Source organism: Stagnihabitans lacustris (assembly GCF_025950525.1).
Classification (GTDB): domain Bacteria; phylum Pseudomonadota; class Alphaproteobacteria; order Rhodobacterales; family Rhodobacteraceae; genus Stagnihabitans.
Map to the genome: position 1 here is coordinate 502,657 of NZ_JAPDGS010000001.1, position 18,690 is coordinate 521,346.

At 65.1% G+C, this 18,690-nt stretch carries 14 protein-coding genes; 8 read left to right on the plus strand and 6 right to left on the minus strand.

The genetic code is table 11. The features are described 5' to 3' along the window. Window positions 1–23: 23 nt before the first annotated feature. Window positions 24–1,700 (plus strand): serine protease, encoded by a 1,677-nt coding sequence (locus tag NX862_RS02445; protein WP_264492282.1) that lies wholly within the window; start codon window positions 24–26, stop codon window positions 1,698–1,700. 302 nt (window positions 1,701–2,002) lie between these two features. Here NX862_RS02445 and ilvC read toward each other — a convergent pair whose 3' ends face one another. Continuing rightward, window positions 2,003–3,025, minus strand: a complete 1,023-nt coding sequence (gene ilvC, locus NX862_RS02450) for a ketol-acid reductoisomerase (protein ID WP_264492283.1) — start codon at window positions 3,023–3,025, stop codon at window positions 2,003–2,005. 123 nt (window positions 3,026–3,148) lie between these two features. Between ilvC and NX862_RS02455 the strand changes: the two genes are divergently transcribed. Continuing rightward, a complete protein-coding gene (locus NX862_RS02455; RefSeq protein WP_264492284.1) occupies window positions 3,149–3,604 on the plus strand; it encodes an Lrp/AsnC family transcriptional regulator in 456 nt (151 codons plus the stop codon). Continuing rightward, window positions 3,601–4,059, plus strand: a complete 459-nt coding sequence (locus NX862_RS02460) for an Lrp/AsnC family transcriptional regulator (RefSeq protein WP_264492285.1) — start codon at window positions 3,601–3,603, stop codon at window positions 4,057–4,059. The genes NX862_RS02455 and NX862_RS02460 overlap by 4 nt, the downstream gene beginning before the upstream one ends. A 45-nt stretch (window positions 4,060–4,104) precedes the next feature. Here NX862_RS02460 and NX862_RS02465 read toward each other — a convergent pair whose 3' ends face one another. The 4 genes from NX862_RS02465 to NX862_RS02480 all read right to left on the minus strand — a co-directional run bounded on the left by NX862_RS02465 (window position 4,105) and on the right by NX862_RS02480 (window position 8,298). Beyond that, window positions 4,105–4,557 (minus strand): RbsD/FucU family protein, encoded by a 453-nt coding sequence (locus tag NX862_RS02465; protein ID WP_264492286.1) that lies wholly within the window; start codon window positions 4,555–4,557, stop codon window positions 4,105–4,107. Then, window positions 4,557–5,471, minus strand: coding sequence for a carbohydrate ABC transporter permease (locus NX862_RS02470; protein ID WP_264492287.1), 915 nt, complete (start codon window positions 5,469–5,471; stop codon window positions 4,557–4,559). Before NX862_RS02470 ends, NX862_RS02465 begins: the two co-directional genes overlap by 1 nt. Window position 5,472: 1 nt before the next feature. Further along, entirely contained in the window at window positions 5,473–6,579 is a 1,107-nt protein-coding gene (locus NX862_RS02475) for a carbohydrate ABC transporter permease (protein ID WP_264492288.1), read from the minus strand. Window positions 6,580–6,663: 84 nt separating this feature from the next. Then, window positions 6,664–8,298: an extracellular solute-binding protein gene (locus NX862_RS02480; protein ID WP_264492289.1), complete on the minus strand. Its 1,635-nt coding sequence runs from the start codon at window positions 8,296–8,298 to the stop codon at window positions 6,664–6,666. A gap of 218 nt (window positions 8,299–8,516) precedes the next feature. Between NX862_RS02480 and NX862_RS02485 the strand changes: the two genes are divergently transcribed. From NX862_RS02485 to NX862_RS02500, 4 genes are all read left to right on the plus strand, one after another. After that, the gene (locus NX862_RS02485; protein ID WP_264492290.1) at window positions 8,517–9,563 is read left to right on the plus strand and encodes an ABC transporter ATP-binding protein; all 1,047 of its coding nucleotides are present in this window, start codon (window positions 8,517–8,519) and stop codon (window positions 9,561–9,563) included. Beyond that, a complete protein-coding gene (locus NX862_RS02490) occupies window positions 9,560–10,177 on the plus strand; it encodes an SGNH/GDSL hydrolase family protein (RefSeq protein ID WP_264492291.1) in 618 nt (205 codons plus the stop codon). The genes NX862_RS02485 and NX862_RS02490 overlap by 4 nt, the downstream gene beginning before the upstream one ends. A gap of 84 nt (window positions 10,178–10,261) precedes the next feature. Beyond that, window positions 10,262–10,720 carry an RbsD/FucU family protein gene (locus NX862_RS02495; protein WP_264492292.1) on the plus strand — a complete coding sequence of 153 codons (459 nt, stop codon included), beginning with the start codon at window positions 10,262–10,264 and terminating at the stop codon, window positions 10,718–10,720. Further along, window positions 10,720–11,637, plus strand: a complete 918-nt coding sequence (locus NX862_RS02500; RefSeq protein ID WP_264492293.1) for a ribokinase — start codon at window positions 10,720–10,722, stop codon at window positions 11,635–11,637. Before NX862_RS02495 ends, NX862_RS02500 begins: the two co-directional genes overlap by 1 nt. Before the next feature lie 281 nt (window positions 11,638–11,918). On the opposite strand, the gene NX862_RS19365 is transcribed toward NX862_RS02500, so the two are convergent. Then, window positions 11,919–17,834 (minus strand): calcium-binding protein, encoded by a 5,916-nt coding sequence (locus NX862_RS19365; protein WP_319800859.1) that lies wholly within the window; start codon window positions 17,832–17,834, stop codon window positions 11,919–11,921. Window positions 17,835–18,091: 257 nt separating this feature from the next. Between NX862_RS19365 and NX862_RS02530 the strand changes: the two genes are divergently transcribed. Continuing rightward, on the plus strand, window positions 18,092–18,541 hold the full coding sequence (locus NX862_RS02530) for an RrF2 family transcriptional regulator (RefSeq protein WP_264492294.1): 450 nt from the start codon (window positions 18,092–18,094) through the stop codon (window positions 18,539–18,541). Window positions 18,542–18,690 lie beyond the last annotated feature (149 nt).

Consider the following 18,690-nt stretch of genomic DNA (forward strand, 5'->3'; position numbering starts at 1 on the left):
TTTTGGGTCTCGGGCGGGGTGCGGTGGCGCAAGATCAGGTCTGGTTGCAGATCGAGGCCCAGCCCAATCTGGCCAAGGCCCAGGAAAGGGCCGCGGCCTATGCGGGCGTCCTGCCCGAGGTCAAGGGCTATGCGCTGGACAGCGGCTGGTATGGGATCGCGGTGGGGCCGATGTCGTCGGACCGCGCGGTGGACCTGCTGGCCAGCCTGACCGCGGCGGGCACGATCCCGGCCGACAGCTATATCACCGACGGGGCGAGCCTTGGGCCGGTCTTCTATCCCGGAGCCGACGCCGCCCAGGTGGCAGAGCCCGTGGCCCCGGCCGTCGAACCTGTGGCCGAACCTGTGGTCGAACCTGTGGCCGCAGCGGAACCCGGCCTTCCCGACGAGACCGTCGCCGAAGCCAAGGCCTCGGAGGCGGCGCTTGGCGACAAGGACCGCCAAGACCTGCAAATGGCCTTGAAATGGTTCGGTTTTTACGATGGCAAGGTCGATGGCCGCATCGGGGCGGGGTCGCGCAAGTCGATGGCCGCCTGGCAAGAGGCCCAGGGGCTGGAGCCGACCGGCGTCCTGACCACGGCGCAGCGCAGCCGCCTGACCGAGGGGTATCGCTCCGAAGAGGGCCTGTTTGGCTTTGAACTGGTGAGCGAACCCGAAGCCGGGATCGAGCTGACGCTTCCCATGGCCATGCTGGACTTCGACGGCTACGCCCCGCCCTTTGTCCGCTACAAAGGCAAGGATGGCGCGGGGCTTTCGGCCATGCTGATTTCGGAACCCGGGACCTCTGCGGCGCTTTCGGGCCTGTATGAGGTGCTGCAGACGCTGGACACGATGCCTCCCAATGGCGAGCGCGCCTTGGGCGAAGAGGATTTCACCATCCGTGGGGCGAACGACAAGATCGCCTCGCTGGCCTATGCGACGGTGGCGGGCGGCAACGTCAAGGGCTTTGTCCTGACCTGGGATGTGGCGCTTTCGGCGCAGATGGAGCGGGTCTTGCCGCTGGTGCAAAGCTCGTTCCGGTCGACCGGGGAAAAGGCGATGGACCCGGGGCTGGTGCCCTTGGACGAGGCCGTCAAGCGCGGGCTGATCGCGGGGATTTCGGCGAAAAAGCCCAAGTCCTCGGCGACTGGGTTTTTTGTCGATCCGAAGGGGGCGGTGGTGACGCTGGCTTCGGCGGTGCAGGCCTGCGGCACGGTGACGCTGGATCACCGGACCGAGGTGGATGTGAAGCTGCTGGGCGATCTGGCGGTGTTGACGCCGAAAACCCCGGTGGCGCCGCGGGCCTATGCGGCCTTTGCCACGGGGGCGCCGCAGGCTGGGGCTCCGGTGACGTTGGCGGGCTATTCCTGGGGCGAGCGGCTGTCGGCGCCGGTTCTGACGCGGGGCACGCTGGAAGAGGCCGCGGGGCTGAACGGGGAAAAGGGCCTGGCGCGGCTGGGCATCACGGCGCGAGAGGGCGACCTTGGCGGCCCGGTGCTGGATGCTTCGGGCGCGGTGATCGGGATGCTGATCCCGGTGCCCGAGGGCCTGCCGGAGGGCCTGGGCTTTGTTGCGACCTCGGGCGCGCTGACTTCGGCGCTGAGCGATCCGGCCGGGGCAGGGCTGACGCTGTCGGCGGCGACCGCGACCGCCAAGGCCTCTCCCGACGCCCTGACGGCTGCGGCGCGGGGGATGACGGTGCTGGTGTCCTGCTGGGAATAAGGTGATCGGAGATTGCCAAGCAAAAGGCCCGCAGCAGAGCTGCGGGCCTTTTGCTTGGCGGTGGCACCTGCGGTGGGCGGGCCCTGCCGACTGCACCGACGGCCTTGGATCGGAAGCGTCGCCCTGCCGACTGGGAGGCAGGGTCTTGGGCGCTTTTCCTGCAGGGGGGGCGGGAGGGGGAGAGTTTTGACGCGCTCTGGTGCGGTTGCGTAGCCCGGGGCTACCCGCCAAGCGAAAGGGCCGGAGGTTTCCCCCCGGCCCCTCATCCTGCGGTCGGGCGGGGTTCACCCCGCCGCCCGGCTTCAGTTGCGGGCCTTGTCGACCATCTTGCCCTTGGAGATCCAGGGCATCATGTCGCGCAGCTTTTTGCCGACCAGCTCGATCTGATGCTCGTCGTTCGACCGGCGCGAGGCCTTGATCGTCGGCTGGCCCACGGCGTTTTCCAGCATGAAATCGCGCACGAACTTGCCCGACTGGATGTCCGACAGAACTGCCTTCATCCGGGCCTTGGTCTCGGCATAGGGCAGAATCCGCGGGCCGGAGACATATTGGCCATATTCGGCGGTGTTCGAGATCGAGTAATCCATATTGGCGATGCCGCCTTCATAGATCAGGTCGACGATCAGCTTGACCTCGTGCAGGCACTCGAAATAGGCCATTTCGGGCTCGTAGCCAGCCTCGACCAGGGTTTCGAAACCCATGCGGATCAGCTCGACCAGGCCGCCGCACAGCACGGCTTGTTCACCGAACAGGTCGGTTTCACATTCCTGACGGAAGTTGGTCTCGATGATGCCCGAACGGCCGCCACCGATGCCCGAGCAATAGGAGAGGCCCAGCTCCATCGCCTTGCCCGACGCGTTCTGGTGAACGGCCACCAGGCAGGGGACGCCGCCGCCCTTGGTGTATTCGCCGCGCACGGTGTGCCCGGGGCCCTTGGGGGCCATCATGATGACATCGACGCCGGCCTTCGGCTCGATCAGGCCGAAGTGGACGTTCAGACCATGAGCGAAGGCAATCGCAGCGCCCTCACGCAGGTTGTCATGGACGTATTTCTTGTAGGTGTCGGCCTGCAGTTCGTCGGGCATGGTGAACATGATCAGGTCGGCCCAGGCGGCGGCCTCGGCGATGCCCATCACGCGCAGACCTTCGGCTTCGGCCTTTTTGGCCGAGGGCGAACCGGGACGCAGAGCGATGACCAGCTCTTTGGCGCCCGAATCGCGCAGGTTCAGCGCATGGGCGTGACCTTGCGAGCCATAGCCCAGGATGGCGACCTTGGTGTTCTTGATCAGATTCACATCGCAATCGCGATCGTAATAGACGCGCATGGCGTTCTCCTTGTTTGATGGGGGCAGGATACGGGGATTTTGCCGCGGATCGGTGCAAAGTTTGACATTTCGGCGGCGATCTGCGCAGGTTCATGCGTCATTTGGACCAAAGGTGAAGATTTCATGCTGGACGATGCCGACCGCCGCATCCTGCGCCATTGGCTGGCCGAGCCCGGGGCCCCGCGGGGCGCCTTGGCCGAACGCGCCGGGGTGACGCCCGCCACTTTGGGCCGCCGGCTGGAGAAGATGCGCGCGTCGGGCGTCATCAAGGCGGTGCGGGCGCGGATCGACTGGCGCGCCTTGGGCTATGCGGTCGAGGTCTCGTTGCGGTTCACCCTGGACAAGACCAACCCCCGCGCCTTTGACGAATTCATCGCGGCGGCAAGGGGCGTGCCCGAGGTCGTCGGCATCGAGACCTTCCTTGGAAGGGTGGATGTCCGCCTGAACGCCGTGGCCCGCGATATGGGCCATTGGCAAGAGGTCTACCGCGAAAAGATCCTCGGCCTGCCGCATATCTCGGAGGTCGAGGCGCTCATGCTGATCTCCACCATCAAGGAGTCGGAGGGGCTGCCGCTATGATTGACCTTGATGACACCGACCGGGCGCTGTTGCGGGGGCTCTCGCTGGAGGGCGATCTTTCGGCAGGCGAACTCGGGCGGCGGCTGGGGCTGTCGCAGCCAGCCGCCTGGCGCCGGGTCAAGCGGCTGGAGGAGGCGGGGGTGCTGCAGGGGCTGCGCATCGAGACCGACCGCGCGGCCTTGGGCTTTGGCGTGACGGTGTTCCTGGGGGTCAAGCTTGCCGCCAAGGGGCGCGGCAGTTTCGAGGACTTTGAACGCGCCGTGGTGGCCATCCCCGAGGTTCAGGTGGTCCAGCATGTGTTGGGGCTGTTTGACTACCGGCTGCGGGTCGTGGCCCGCGATATTCCCGATTTTGAACGCGTCCTGCGACGGCGGGTGATGACCCTGCCAGGCGTGGGCAATGTCGAGGCCAATGTGCTTTTGTCAGAAGAAGCGCGGCCGGGGCCGATTGGGTAGCGGCGGGGTTCACCCCGTCACCCCCAACCCGTCACCCCCAACCCGTCACCGGGGCAGGTCGATCACACCCTTTTTCAGGATGAAACAGCCATAAGGCCCGGGGTCCGATGTGCGGATCACGGCAAAGCAGGACTTGGCCGCCTCGTAGAAGTCGAAGCGCTCCAGAGGGTTCAGGGTGATCGCCCGCCCCTCCATCCGCGTGCACAGCGCCTGGAACTCTTCGAACAGCGGCAAGACGCGGCCCGGCGCGCCCACGACCTGCATCCGGGCCACGGGGGCGGGGACGAATGTGTCCAGGGGCATCAGCGACAAGATCGCCTCGGCCGCCTGCAGCAGGTCGCAGCCCGCCATGTCGATCAGCCGGCCATGGGTCGTCCGGGCGGCGATGGTCGCGGCCGGGTGGTTGATGTCGCACAAAAGAAGGTCATCGCCATGGCCCATCTGCATCAGGACATGCAGGACCTCGGCAGTCAGGCGGCGGTCGATCCCTTTCAGCATTACTTCACCGCCCCCGCCGCCATGCCCTTGATGATGAACCGCTCCAGCCCAATTCCGATCACGATCAGGGGGAGGATGGCGGCGAAGCTTAGCGCGGCCATCGACCACCAGGAGATGCCCTGCGACCCGGTTTGGCTGGCGACCATGACGGGCAATGTATTGGCATAGGTCGAGGTCAGAAGGGCGGCAAAGAAATATTCGTTCCAGGTCAGGACCAGCGACAGGATCAGCGCGGCCACCATGCCGGGCAGGGCAATCGGCAGGATGATCGTCAGGAAGGCCCCCCAGATCGACAGGCCATCGACCATGGCGGCCTCTTCCAGCTCGGTCGGGATCGAGGCGAATTGGTCCTTCATGATCCAGATGACGATGGGCAGGACCGACAGCGTATAGATGGCGATCAGGCCGACATGGCTGTCCAGAAGCGCCAGCTCTTTATACAGGACCAGAAAGGGCAGGGCGAGGACCACGGGCGGCAGGATCAGTTGGCTGAGGAAAAAGAACGAGATGTCGTCGTTCTTCATCCACAGGAACTTGAACTGGAACCGGGTCAGACCGTAAGCCGCCATGGCCCCGATCACCGTGGCCAGCACCGAGGAACTCCCCGCGATGATGGTGGAATTCCAGAACCGTCGCAGGAACTCTTCGCGCACGGTGGAGTCCTGCAAGATCGTCTCGGGCGAGAGGCCAAGCGACTTCCACCCCAGCCATTTCGGCGCGAAATCGACGTAAGGGATCATCGAGCCCTTCATCACATCCGCCGCCGCCTTGAACGAGGTCGTGGCCGTCCAATAGATCGGGAAGAGGCAGATGAAGGCCCACAAAAGCAGCGCGCCATAGATGGCAACGCGGCCGGTGAACCATTTGGCGCGGAACTGGCGGTCGGCGGGGGCGTCGTGGAAAATCTGGCTCATGTCAGGTCCGGGGCCTTAGTGCCTTGTCGGCGAATTTCATCAAGACGGTCATCACCACGATGATGATGACCAGGTAAACCATGGCCAGAAGCGTGCCATAGCCCACGTTCGACCGGTCGCGATATTCGCGGAAGATGAAGGAGGTGACGCTATCGGTCGCCCCCCCCGGCCCGCCAGAGGTCACGTTGATGATCACATCGGCCAGCTTCAGTTTGAAGATCAGGCGGATCAGCAGGGCGGTGATGGACACCGGCAGCATCAGGGGGAATGTGACCTCCCAGAACGACTTCCAGCCGGTGGCGCCATCGACGCGGGCGGCCTCTTGCAGCTCTTTGGGGATGGCCTGCAGGCCTGCCAGGATCATGATCATCATGAAAGGGATAAAGGTCCAGGCATCCATGGCCATGATGACCGCCTTGGCCGTCCAGCCGTTGGAAAACAGCGCCGGGCTTTCGACGCCCATGGTTCGCAACAGGCGGATGATGGGGCCTGCGGGCTGGATCACCAGCATCGACTTGCCGATCATCCAGGAGACGGCAACGGGCGAAAGCATCAGGGGCAAAAGGAAGGCCACGCGAAAGAACTTCCGCGCCCGGATCTGGGTGTTCAGCATCAGCGCCAGGCCAAAGGCCACGATATATTCGGGCAGGATCGCCAGGCAATACCAGATCATATTGGTCAGCGCGTTCCAATAGAACGGGTCGGCCCACATCTGCCGGATATTGTCCAAGCCGTTGAACTGCCGACCGTTCGGCGAAGACAGGTTCCAATCCGACAGGGCAATGATCATGCCAAACAGCAAGGGAAACACGGTCAGCGACACGACGAACAGCGCGGCCGGCAGGACGAACAGCGTGCGCTTGCCCTGCTCTCCGCGCAAGATCACTTGCGCCCAACACAGGCAGATGGAAAACACCAGATAGGCGTAAAGCGTCGGCCGCCAATTGGTGAAGCCCAGGTCCTGGCCTCCCCAGACCTGCTGGCTTTGCAGTCCCGCGACCAGCGCCAGAAGCCCAAGGCTCCCCCAGATCATCGCGCGCCCCAAAAGCCTGCGCCCGGAGGAGATGTCGTCCACCGTCACGACATGAAGATATTCGCCGCTGCTCATGCTGTCATCCGATAGAAAAGGTGCGTGCAAGCACGCACCCTGAAAAAGTGGCCGGGGGCCCTTTGGCCCCCGGTATGCTTTGGGTTACATCCCCAACGAAGCCTTATACAGCGCGATTTGCGCGTCACGGCCGATCTGGTCGGTGATCTTCTCCCAGGCGGCGGCGATGGCATCGGCGGTCTCTTGCGCGCTGGCATATTGACCGGCAAAGCCCTTGGCCAGTTCGTCTTCCGCAACCGAATAGTATTGGAAGATGCCCGGAATCCGCGGTTCGATCGCGGCGTTGGGGTGGTTGTAGCTGTCGGCGTTCGACCCGAGGTAATCCTCGACAAAGGCCTTGTCGTAGCCCGCAGCCGCCCATTCGTCATAGTTGAAGTGGCTGTTGCGATAGGGCTGGAAGCCCGAAGGGTAGGCCGCGGTCCAAAGCGACAAGTCCTTGCCGCCCAGATGCGCCGCCGCCGACCAGGCCGCCTTGCGCTTTTTCTCGTCCGTGGACACGCGCGAGGTCACATAGACGCCCCACCCAAGGTAAGCCATGTTGGGCGCGAAGTTTTCCTTTTCCTCCCAGGCCGAGGTCTTGGAGTTGTAGACCTTTTTCGCACCCGGGTTGATCGAAAAGCCCACGACATCGCCGATGACCGACGAGTCCGAGGTCTTGGCGTTCGAACCCACATCACCCCACCAGGTGATCATCGAGCCCGTGCCGGCCAGGAACTGCTGGAAGGCGGTCGTGCCGGGGTCGGCGTTGATCTGGTCGGGCGGCAGGGCATTGCCCTTGATCAGGTCCATCACGTCCTGGATCGCCTGCACCCAGGCCGGGTTGTTGACGCGCGGCTTCATCGTGTCGGCGTCAAACAGCCATGCCGGATCGTCGGGATGCTTGGCATAGGCCGAAGCGCGGTCCTCCAGGAAGTAAAAGCCAAAGCCGCCCCAGCCCTTCAGCGGGTCCAAAAAGCCAAAGGCCGGAGAGCCGGTCAGCGGGTCGGTCTTGCCCACAACGGCCAAAGAGGCCGCGTTGACGTCTTCCCAATGCATCGGCGCCTCGGCCATGCCCGAAATCGAGCCCTCGCCGAAATAGTCCTTGCGATAGGCGAAGGTGTGGCAGTCGCCGTCCACCGTGATCCGATAGGTCTTGCCGTCCCAGGTGCCAACCGGCGCCTTCAGGTAGTTCACATAGTCGTCCATGTCGATCTGGGCCTTGACCCAATCCGGCATCTCGTCCAGCAGGCCTTTCGACGCGGTGTCGCCCTCGAACGGAGCGCCCATCTCGATGATGTCGAAATCGACGGTGCCGGTGGCAATCGCCTGTTGCAGGCGCGGGTTATAGTCGGCCTGCGCCAGGTCGATCCAGTTGATCTTGGCGCCGGTATAGGTCTCCCAGGACTTCAAGAATCCGCGGAACAAAAGGTTGTGCAGGTTCTGGTTGTTCAGGCCAAGGAAGGTCAGCTCGACGCCGGCGAACTCGCCCTCGGCGACATTGGCCTTGGTGGCGCCAAGGCACAGCTCGCCCACCTTCTGCCAATCGGCATCGGTCGGAGAGCCCGCGCCGACGCCCGGGATCGCCAGGATCTGCGCCCGAAGGTCGTCTTGCGCCAGGGCCGCGCGCGGCTTCAAGGCGCCGCCCATCATCGACAGGGCCGCCACAGAGGCCGCCGATTGCATCACGCCGCGACGGGTCATGCCCCGACGCATGGCATAGTCGTAAAGTCCGGTTTTCATCTCTTCCTCCGCAAGAGCCCCCAGGGTTCGCCCGGGTGTTTGTCGTCCGCATCCCGACCCCCCGCAGGGTCCTCCGGTCCGGTCAGACTTGCATTGACATTCACCAAGCCGGGCGCGCAAGTCAAGCACTGACATGTTAGCACGCCAGAAGACGCGTTCGTGGTGGACAAAGGGCCCCCGGCGCGGCTACCAAAAGGGCGACTGAGGGGGAGAGACCGATGGCCGAAGTGAAAATCCGCGACCTGGTGAAGGCCTATGGCGGGCTGCAAGTGGTGCATGGCGTGAATGTCGACATTCCGGACGGCGAATTCGTCGTGCTGGTCGGGCCTTCGGGCTGCGGGAAATCGACGCTGTTGCGAATGCTTGCGGGGCTGGAGGCGATTTCGGGCGGCACGATTTCCATCGGCGACCGGGTGGTGAACAACATCGCGCCCTCCGAACGCGACATCGCCATGGTCTTTCAGAACTACGCTTTGTATCCCCATAAAACCGTGGCCGCCAACATGGGCTTTCCGCTGAAGATGGCGGGGATGCCCAAGGCCGAGATCGACAAGCGCGTGTCCGAGGCCGCCGAGATCCTGGGTCTGACGCCTTACCTTGCGCGCTATCCCCGCGCCATGTCGGGCGGCCAGCGCCAGCGCGTCGCCATGGGCCGAGCCATCGTCCGCAACCCGCAGGTCTTCCTGTTCGACGAGCCGCTGTCGAACCTGGATGCCAAACTCCGCGTCCAGATGCGCACCGAAATCCGCGAACTGCATCAGCGGCTGAAGACCACGACGGTCTATGTCACCCATGACCAGATCGAGGCCATGACCATGGCCGACCGAATCGTCGTGATGCGCGATGGCCGCATCAGCCAGATCGGCGCGCCGCTTGACCTTTACGACCGCCCGGCCAACACCTTTGTCGCCGGTTTCATCGGGTCTCCGGCGATGAACCTGATCGAAGGCCGCGTTGAAAATGGACGCTTTACCGCCCCCGGCCTGAACCTGCCCCTGCCGCCCGGCGCCGCCGAGGGCCGCAAAGTGACCTACGGCATCCGCCCCGAACATCTGGCCCTGACGCCGAACGGAACCGAAGCCCATGTCGTCGTGGTCGAACCCACCGGCGCCGAAATCCACCTTGTCTTGCGCGCGGGCGATCAGGAACTCGTCGCCGTGGTCCGTGAACGCCAGGCCTTCAAGCCGGGGCAGGTGCTGCATGTGACGCCCGACCTTGGCCAGGTCCATCTGTTCGACACCGCCAGCGGCGAGCGCATCGGATGACCATTCTCTGCTTTGGTGACAGCAACACCCATGGCACCATGCCGATGCCCGCGCTGGATTTCGACGGCCGCTTTCCCCATGCGGCGCGCTGGCCCTCGGTTCTGGCGAAAGCCACCGGCCATGAGGTGATCAACGAAGGCCAGCCGGGCCGCACCACGGTGCATGATGATCCGATGTCGGGACCGCATCGCAACGGGCTGACCGTGCTGCCCGCCCTGCTGGAATCCCACAAGCCGCTGGACCTGGTCATCGTCAAACTGGGCACCAATGACCTGAAGCACTGCTTCCATGTCTCGGCCCATGACATCGCCTTTTGCCTGGAACGGCTGGCGCAGGTGATCCGCACCCAGGCGCCGCGCACGAAAATCCTGATCGTCGCCCCGCCGCCGATCCTGGAACAAGGCTGCCTTGCCCAGATGTTCAGCGAGGGCGCCGCGAAATCCCGCCAGCTTGCCGCCGCGATCCAGTCCATGTGCCAGCGCAGCGGCCTGCCTTTCTTTGATGCGGGCGCCCATATCGCGGTCTCTGCCATCGACGGCATCCATTATGAGGCCGAAGCGCAAGTCACCCTCGGCCTTGCCTTGGCCGACGCGGTGCGCAACATATTGGCCTGACGGCCTGCTTTCACATTGGCTTAAATATTCTGCGGGGGTCCGGGGGTGCAAAACCCCCGGCCTTTCCGCAAAGGGGGAGGATACATGCTCAAGAACTTCGACAACCGCCTGAACGCCGAGGTGATCCAGGTGCTGCGTGCCATGGGTCACGGCGACACTTTGGTCCTGGCCGATACCAACTTCCCCAGCGATGCCATCGCGCGCCAGACCACGACCGGACAGCTGTTGCGGATGGAGAACCTGACGACGGCCGAGGCCGCCGAAGCGATCCTCTCCGTCCTGCCCTTGGACACATTCGTCCCCGACCATGCCGCGCGGATGGAGGTCGTGGGCGCGCCTGCCGAAATCCCGCCCGTGCAACACGAGGTCCAGGCCGCTATCGACCACGCCGAAGGCCAGCCGCGCCCCATGGTCTCGGTCGAACGCTTTGCCTTTTATGAGGCGGCAAAACAGGCCTATGCCGTGATCCAGACCGGTGAACGCCGGTTCTACGGCTGCTTCATCTTCCGCAAGGGCGTCATCGCGCCCGAAGGAGCAAAGTGATGGGTAAAGTTGTCAATCTCGGCGTTTTCGTCGCCGACACCGCCTATCGCGCCGCCCGCCAGCCCAAGATGGGCGAGACCATCCTTGGCCGCAGTTTCGTTCTGGGACCGGGCGGCAAAGGGTCGAACCAGTCGGTCGCCTCGGCCATGGCAGGCGCCGAGACGCATTTCATCTCGCGCCTCGGCGCCGATGCCTTTGCCGATATTGCTTTGGCCACCTGGGCCAAGGCGGGGGTTCACCCGGCCGTGACCCAGGACCCCCAAAGCTATACCGGTGCGGCTTATATCTTTATCGAGGATGCGACGGGCAATAACGCCATCATCATCTCGCCCGGGGCGGCGGCCGATATTTCCAACGCCGATATCGACGCCAACAAGGCGCTGATCGAAAGCGCGCAGGTCTTTATCACCCAACTGGAACAGCCGATCCCGGTGGCGCTTTACGCCCTGCAACTGGCGCGGGCGGCTGGCGTCACCACGATCTTGAACCCGGCCCCCGCGGCGCAACTGCCCCAGGGGATGCTGGGCTTTTGCGATTACGTCACGCCGAACGAATCCGAGGCCGAGGCCCTGACCGGCCTGCCCGTGACCTCGGTCGCCGAGGCCAAAGTGGCCGCCCGCCGCCTGCGCGAATTGGGGGCAGGGGCTGCGATCATCACCCTGGGCGACAAGGGCGCCTTGTTCCATGACGGCACCCGCACCGTCCATATCCCGCCCTTCAAGGCGGGGCCGGTGGTGGAAACCACGGGGGCGGGCGATGCGTTCAACGGCGGTTTCGCGGCAGCGCTGGCCGAGGGTCAAGACCCGGTCGAGGCCTGCCGGTTCGGTTCTGCCACGGCGGGGATCTCGGTCACAAGGCCGGGCACGGCGCCCTCAATGCCCGCAAGGGCCGAAACGCTGGCCTTGTTGAACGGGTGAAGCGGGCGCTGCCCCCGCGCTGACGCGCCCCCCGGGATATTTGTGTCAGTCTGAAAGGGGGAGCGATCCCGCGCCAAGATGAGTATTTGGGCAAGTCTGAAAGCCAAAGGCGCGCAGGGGGGACCCGCGCGCCTTTTCAGTGCTGTGTCAATCTGGTGCCAGCCTGCGCCCCGAGGTCCGCGCGCGCTGCCCGAGCCGGTTGGCCGCAGGCCAGAGGCGAGATGAAAAATCTTGCGCGCGCTGCGCGCTCAATTTGATCTGGGCCAGCGATCAGGCGGCGGTCAGGTCCACAGGAAGTCCAGCGCGCTCAGCTGGTTGGCATCGGTCAGGCCGGTCAGGGTGATCGTGATATCGGCCACCCCGCTGCCATCGGTATCGACCAGAAGCTGGTTGCCCTGCACGCGGGCTTCGGAATGATCCAGCCCGCCGGTGAAGGCGTCCGTGCCAAGCCAGGCAAAGGTTCCGACCTGCAAGCCGCGGAACTCGAAGCGGTCGCCCTCGGCCGCTCCGCCGTCCAGAGCGTTGAAGTCGGCCACCGTGTCGATCCCGTTGCCAAGCGCCGTGACGAAGACGAAGGTATCGGCCCCCGCTCCGCCGTTCAGCAGGTCGTTGCCGCCGTTGCCCTGCAGCACATCCGCCCCATCCCCGCCCAAAAGCTGGTTGGCGCCGCTGTTGCCCGTCATCCGGTTGTCGGCCGCATTGCCCACCCCGATCAGCGCCGCAGTGCCGGTGAAGACCAGGTTTTCGAACTCTGCCCCCAGCGTGTGCCCAAGCGCGGTTTGCACCGTATCCACCCCGCCGCCGGCGGCCTCGACGATCACATCCCCGACATTGTCCACGACATAAAGGTCATCGCCCGCGCCGCCGACCATGCTGTCGGTGCCCGCCCCGCCGTCCAGCGTGTCGTTGCCCGCCCCCCCTTCCAGCGTGTCCAGACCCGCCAGGCCCGACAGGAAGTTGGCGGCCTCGTTGCCCGTCAGCCGGTTGTTCAGCGTGTTGCCCGTCCCGTTCAGGGCCTGGGCGCCGGTCAGCTCCAGATCCTCGACCGCGCCGGCCAGGGTCAGCGTCACCGAGGACAGGACCTTGTCCGTGCCGCCGCCGGTCAGTTCGATCACCTTGTCGGTCGTGGCATCGACGATATAGAGATCGTCCCCCGCCCCGCCCGTCAGGCTGTCATTGCCCGCCCCGCCGTCCAGCGTGTCATTGCCAAGGCCGCCGGTCAGCGTGTCATTGCCGGTATCCCCGATCAGCTCATTGGCGCCGTCATTGCCGATCAGCACGTTGTTCAGCGCGTTGCCGATCCCGCTGAGCCCCTCCAGACCGGTCAGGGTCAGGTTCTCGACCTGGTTGCCCAACACCAAGGACACGGTCGAGATCACGGTATCGGTGCCGCCGGCCGCGGCCTCGACCACCACATCCATCACCGAGTCGACGTAATACACATCGTTGCCGGTGCTGCCGGTCATGATGTCATTGCCGGACCCGCCGTCCAGCGTGTCGCTTCCGGCGCCCGCGTTGATCGTGTCGTTGCCGTCCAGGCCGGTCAGCCGATTGGCCCCGCCATTGCCGGTCAGGATGTTGTGCAGCTCGTTGCCGGTGCCGGTGATGCCCGCGCTGCCGGTCAGGGTCAGGCGTTCGACATTGGCCGTCAGCGTGTAGCTGACCGAGGACTGGACCGTGTCGATCCCCTGGGTCGCGGCCTCGAAGACCACATCGCCCAGGCTGTCCACCATGTAGACGTCGTTGTTCACCCCGCCCGCCAGATAGTCGTTCCCCGCCCCGCCGGTCAGAATGTCATTGCCGACCCCGCCATAGATCGTGTCATTGCCCGCCCCGCCATCCAGCGCATTGGCGACGCCATTGCCGGTCAGGATATTGTTCCCCGCGTTGCCGATCCCGTCCAGCGCCCCGGCCAGAAGGATCAGGTTCTCGACATTGGCGACCGAAGCCAGAGAGAAGGTCACTGTCGTCTGAACCGTGTCGGTGCCCGCCGTCAGGCCCTCGGTCACGACATCGGTGGCGCTGTCGACCAGGTAAAGGTCATCGCCCTGGCCGCCGGTCAGGCTGTCATTGCCCTCGCCGCCGTCCAGCGTGTCATTGCCGGCCCCGCCAATCAGCGCGTCATTGCCCAACAGCCCATACAGCGCGTTGTTGCCATCGTTGCCGGTCAGGACGTTGGCGACCTCGTTGCCCGAGGCCGAAAGGTTGTCCGTGCCGACCAGGGTCAGGTTTTCGACATTGGCCATCAGCCCGATGGCAAAAGAGGTCACGACCGTGTCGATGCCGCCGGTCAGGTCCTCGACGATGATGTCATTGGCGCTGTCGATGATGAACATGTCATTGCCGGTGCCGCCGATCATGCTGTCGTTGCCCGTGCCGCCGTCCAGCGTGTCGGCGCCCGACCCGCCCTCCAGCGTGTCGGCTCCGGCCAGACCCGTCAGCAGGTTGTTGCCCGAGTTGCCGACGATCCAGTCCGCCTTTTCGCCGCCCGTGCCGCTGACGCCCTGTGACCCGGTCAGCACCAGCTTTTCGACCGATCCGGTCAGGGTAAAGCTGGCCAGGGAGTTGACGATGTCAAAGCCCTCGCCGTCGATTTCGGTGACGATGTCGGCGGTGGCATCCACGCTATAGATGTCGTCGCCCGCGCCGCCCGCCATGAGGTCGTTGCCGCCGCCGCCGTCCAGCGTGTCATTGCCCGCCCCGGCCAGGATCGTGTCGTCGCCCAACTGGCCCGAAAGCGAATTGGCCCCGGACGTGCCGGTGATCGCGTTGTTGGACGCGTTGCCCGTTCCATTCACTGCGGCTCCGGTCAGGATCAGGTTTTCGACATGGGTGGACAGGGTCAGCGTCACCGAGGAATAGACCGTGTCGGTGCCAGCATTGATGACCTCGACCGTCTTGTCGTTGGTGCTGTCGACGTAATAGGTGTCGTCGCCCGCGCCGCCCGTCATCACGTCGTTGCCCGCGCCGCCGTAAAGCGTGTCGTCGCCCGCCTCGCCCAACAGCGAGTCATTGCCCTCCAGCCCGTAAAGCACGTTGTTGCCCGCGTTGCCGGTCAGGACGTTGGCGCCGATATTGCCGGTGCCGGTCGCGTTGGCGCTGCCCGTCAGGGTCAGGTTTTCCACGAAGACCGAGGTCAGGGTATAGGTCAGGTCGGTCAGGACCGTATCCACGCCTTGGCCCGACAGTTCGACCACGATATCGGACAGGCTGTCGACGATATAGGTGTCGTTGTCCAGCCCGCCGACCATGCTGTCGGTGCCGGTGCCGCCGTCCAAAGTGTCGTCGCCGTTCAGCCCGACCAGCGTGTCATTGCCTGCAAGGCCCTGCAGCAGGTTCCAGCCGCGCATCCCGATAAAGCCCGCAAGGCCCGAGTTGCCGGTGATCACATTGTCCAGCGCATTGCCCGTGGCCGAGATGTCCAGCCGCCCGGTCAGGGTCAGGTTCTCGAAGTTGTCGCCAAGCGCCAGCTCGGCATTGGTCAGGATCGTGTCGATCCCGCCGCCCGCGGCCTCGAAGATCACGGTTTCCGCGGTGGCCACGTCATAGGTGTCGTCGCCCGCCCCGCCGTAAAGCGTGTCGATCCCGCCCGAGCCGCCCGACAGCACATCATTGCCGTCGCCGCCCGCGATGTTGTTGTTGTCGGCATCGCCCACCAGCGTATCGCCATGAGACGAGCCGATCAGGTTCTCGATATTGACCAGGTTGTCGCCCGCCGCGGCCCCGCCCGTGCCCCAGCCGCCGTTCAGCGACATGTTCACCCCGGCCGCCGAGCCGACATAGGACACGGTGTCCAGACCGTCCGACCCGTTGATCGTGTCCGCGCCCTCGCCGCCGATGATCAGGTTGTCGGCGGTGTTGCCGACGATGCTGTCATCCCAGGCCGAGCCGATGGCATTGGTCATGCCCGAAATCGTGTCGCCCGCGGCATGGCCGCCCTCGACCGTCTGCGCGCCAAGATCGACGATGACGGCGGCGTCGGACCCGGTGTAATCGACCGTATCCACCCCACCATTGCCGGTGATGACGTCAGCCCCCGCGCCGCCGCGGATGATGTTGTCGCCCGCGCTGCCGGTCAGCGTGTCGTTAAAGGCCGAACCCGCGACGCCCTCGATCGAGGTCAGCACATCGGCGCCCTCGGTCGATCCGGTCAGGACCCCGGTGCCGATGTTGAAGTTGATCGCCGTGGTCGAGCCCGACAGGTCGACCATGTCGACGCCCTCGCCGCCGTCCAGGTTGTCGGCCCCCGCGCCGCCGATCAGGATGTCGTTGCCGGCGCCGCCGATCAGCGTGTCGTTGCCAAGACCCCCGTTCAGGATATTGGCGTCGCCATTGCCGGTCAGGCTGTCAGCCAGGCCCGAGCCGATGACATTCTCGACCCCCGTCACCACATCGCCCGCCGCATCGCCGCCCAAGGCGGCTCCGGTGGCCAGGTTGACCGTGACCCCCGCGCCGGATGCCGCGTAATCGACCGTATCAACCCCGGCACCGCCCGAAAGCACATCGGCCCCGGCGCCGCCGTTCAGATAATCGTCGTCCTCGCCGCCGTAAAGGCTGTCGGCCCCGGCGCCGCCGGTCAGCACATCGTCTCCGCCATTGCCGCCCAGCACGTTGTTGGCGCCATCGCCGCCCAGCGTGTCGTTGAATTGCGACCCGAAGACGCCCTCGATGGCGGTCAGCACATCGCCCGTCGCATCGCCTCCGGTGCCCGAACCCGAGCCCACGGTGATCGAGATCCCCACGGTCGAGGTCGAATAATCCACCTGGTCGTTGCCCGCGCCGCCGTCCAGCGTATCGGCGCCCTCGCCGCCCTTGAGCAGGTCATCGCCCGACCCGCCGAAAAGCGCGTTGGCATTGGTGTCGCCGACCAGCGTGTCGTTGAAATTGGTGCCGATGACGGTCTCGACATTGACCAGCACATCGCCCGTCGCATCGCCCGCCTTGCCGACATCGCCCAGGATCACATGGACGCCCGCGGTCGCGGTGGCATAGGTCACGGTGTCATTGGCCGCGCCGCCGTCCAGATAGTCGGCACCGCCGCCGCCCACCAGGATGTCGATCCCCGCCCCGCCATAGATCGCATTGTTGCCGGCATCGCCGGTCAGCGTATCGGCATAGGCCGAGCCAAGCAGGTTCTCGATGCCCACCAGCACATCGCCCGCGGCGTCTCCGCCGGTGTTGGCGCTGCCGTTGATCGTGACATTGACCGCAAGGGTCGACCCGCTGTAGTCGGCCTGGTCAGTGCCAAGGCCGCCGTTCAGCACATCGGCCCCCGCGCCGCCCTGCATCGCATCATTGCCGTCGCCGGCGTCAAGGCTGTCATCGCCCGCGCCGCCCAGAAGGCTGTCGTTGCCCGTGCCGCCAAACAGCGTGTTGGCCGCGCCATCGCCGCCCAGCGTGTCGCCATAGGCCGTGCCGATCAGAACCTCGATATTGGTCAGCACATCGCCCGAGGCCTCGCCGCCCGAACCGGCCGCACCGCCGATGGTGATGTTGGCCCCCTGGGTCGCGGTCGCATAGCTCACCGTGTCCTTGCCCGCGCCGCCGTCGATCGTGTCCGACCCAAGGCCGCCGCGCAACAGATCGTCGCCCGCCCCCCCCGAAAGGCTGTTGGCCGCGCCATCGCCCGTCAGCGTGTCGTTCAGGCCAGAGCCGATCAGGCCCTCGATGGCGATGAAGCTATAGGTCTCGCCCCCCGCACTGGACCCGGTCGCGTTGATCGTCGCCGTCACCGCCGTGGTGACGGCCGAGAAATCGACGATATCGGTGCCAACCCCGCCGTCCAGCGTATCGGCCCCGCCGCCGCCCACCAGAGTGTCATTGCCCGATCCGCCGGTCAGAAGGTTGGCCGAGCTATTGCCGATCAACCGGTCCGCCAGGGCCGAGCCGATCAGGTTCTCGATCCCGGTCAGCACATCGCCCGCAGCGTCTCCGCCGGTGTTGGCGGCGCCGGTGACCAGGCTGACCACCACGGCCACGGTTGACGCGCTATACGAGGCGGTGTCGATGCCCGCCCCGCCATCCAGGATGTCATTGCCCGCGCCACCCGTCAGCGTGTCATTGCCATTGCCGCCATAGATGCTGTCGACACCGGCATCGCCTGAAATCAGGTCGTTGCCGTCAAGGCCCGTGATGCTGTCGGCCGAGGTCGAGCCGGTGATCGTATCGTTCAGGGCGGTGCCGACATAAGTGGTCATGGGGTTCTCCAATCTGTGACGCCCGTGCGGGAAGCGGGCCGGAATATCCTGTCCAAGGGCTAGGCGCGGCTTGGGGCGCAATTTGGACGGCACTGGCGGCGCAAAAGGTCTTTTCGCGGCGCGATTGTGGCAGTGTTGGGCGATCCGCCCGGGAAAGCCGGGGTAGGGGGGAATTGTCGCGCCGGCTGCGACAATTCACGCGCTTTGCGGTCAAGCTACGCGTTGATTCCGGTAGCTCTTCCGTCTAGGTCTTGGGCATGATCACGCAGAAGATGAAATATGCGCTGAAGGCGCTTTTGACCCTGGCCGATGCGGCCGCCGGTCCCGCCCCCGAGGCGCTGACGATCGAAGAGATCGCCAGGCGTTCGGGTGCGCCGAAAAGGTTCCTGGAACATATCCTGCTGGAGATCCGCAACGCGGGCTATATCGCCTCGACCCGGGGCAGGTCGGGGGGCTATCAGATGATCAAGCCGCCCGAAGCGATTTCGGTATCAGAGCTTTTGCGGATGATCGACGGGCCCATCGCGCCCTTGCAATGCCTGTCGCGCCGCGCCTATCAGCGCTGCGAGGATTGCAGCGACGAAGAGACCTGCCGCATCCGCAAGGTCTTTGCCGAGGTCTTCTGGTCTTACCTGGTGCTGATCGAAAGCCTGACCTTGGCCGATATCCAGAAATCGGCCGAAGTCAGCGACCGCATCCTGGGGTGATCCAATAGCGCGCGTGCCGCGCATTGTTTTTTCTCGCCTCTGGGCTGCCGCCCAACCGGCTTGGGGATGCCTCCGGCGGGAACATTTGGGTCAGTATGAAAGCCAAGGTGCCGCGCGCCTTCAGGGACGTCCGCCCTGACCTTGCGCCT

Bases quoted from the DNA above. Each gene is read 5' to 3' on its own strand.
- ilvC (WP_264492283.1), bottom strand. From the start codon at position 3,025: ATGCGCGTCTATTACGATCGCGATTGCGATGTGAATCTGATCAAGAAC.
- NX862_RS02455 (WP_264492284.1), top strand. From the start codon at position 3,149: ATGCTGGACGATGCCGACCGCCGCATCCTGCGCCATTGGCTGGCCGAG.
- NX862_RS02460 (WP_264492285.1), top strand. From the start codon at position 3,601: ATGATTGACCTTGATGACACCGACCGGGCGCTGTTGCGGGGGCTCTCG.
- NX862_RS02465 (WP_264492286.1), bottom strand. From the start codon at position 4,557: ATGCTGAAAGGGATCGACCGCCGCCTGACTGCCGAGGTCCTGCATGTC.
- NX862_RS02470 (WP_264492287.1), bottom strand. From the start codon at position 5,471: ATGAGCCAGATTTTCCACGACGCCCCCGCCGACCGCCAGTTCCGCGCC.
- NX862_RS02475 (WP_264492288.1), bottom strand. From the start codon at position 6,579: ATGAGCAGCGGCGAATATCTTCATGTCGTGACGGTGGACGACATCTCC.
- NX862_RS02480 (WP_264492289.1), bottom strand. From the start codon at position 8,298: ATGAAAACCGGACTTTACGACTATGCCATGCGTCGGGGCATGACCCGT.
- NX862_RS02485 (WP_264492290.1), top strand. From the start codon at position 8,517: ATGGCCGAAGTGAAAATCCGCGACCTGGTGAAGGCCTATGGCGGGCTG.
- NX862_RS02490 (WP_264492291.1), top strand. From the start codon at position 9,560: ATGACCATTCTCTGCTTTGGTGACAGCAACACCCATGGCACCATGCCG.
- NX862_RS02495 (WP_264492292.1), top strand. From the start codon at position 10,262: ATGCTCAAGAACTTCGACAACCGCCTGAACGCCGAGGTGATCCAGGTG.
- NX862_RS02500 (WP_264492293.1), top strand. From the start codon at position 10,720: ATGGGTAAAGTTGTCAATCTCGGCGTTTTCGTCGCCGACACCGCCTAT.
- NX862_RS19365 (WP_319800859.1), bottom strand. From the start codon at position 17,834: ATGACCACTTATGTCGGCACCGCCCTGAACGATACGATCACCGGCTCG.
- NX862_RS02530 (WP_264492294.1), top strand. From the start codon at position 18,092: ATGATCACGCAGAAGATGAAATATGCGCTGAAGGCGCTTTTGACCCTG.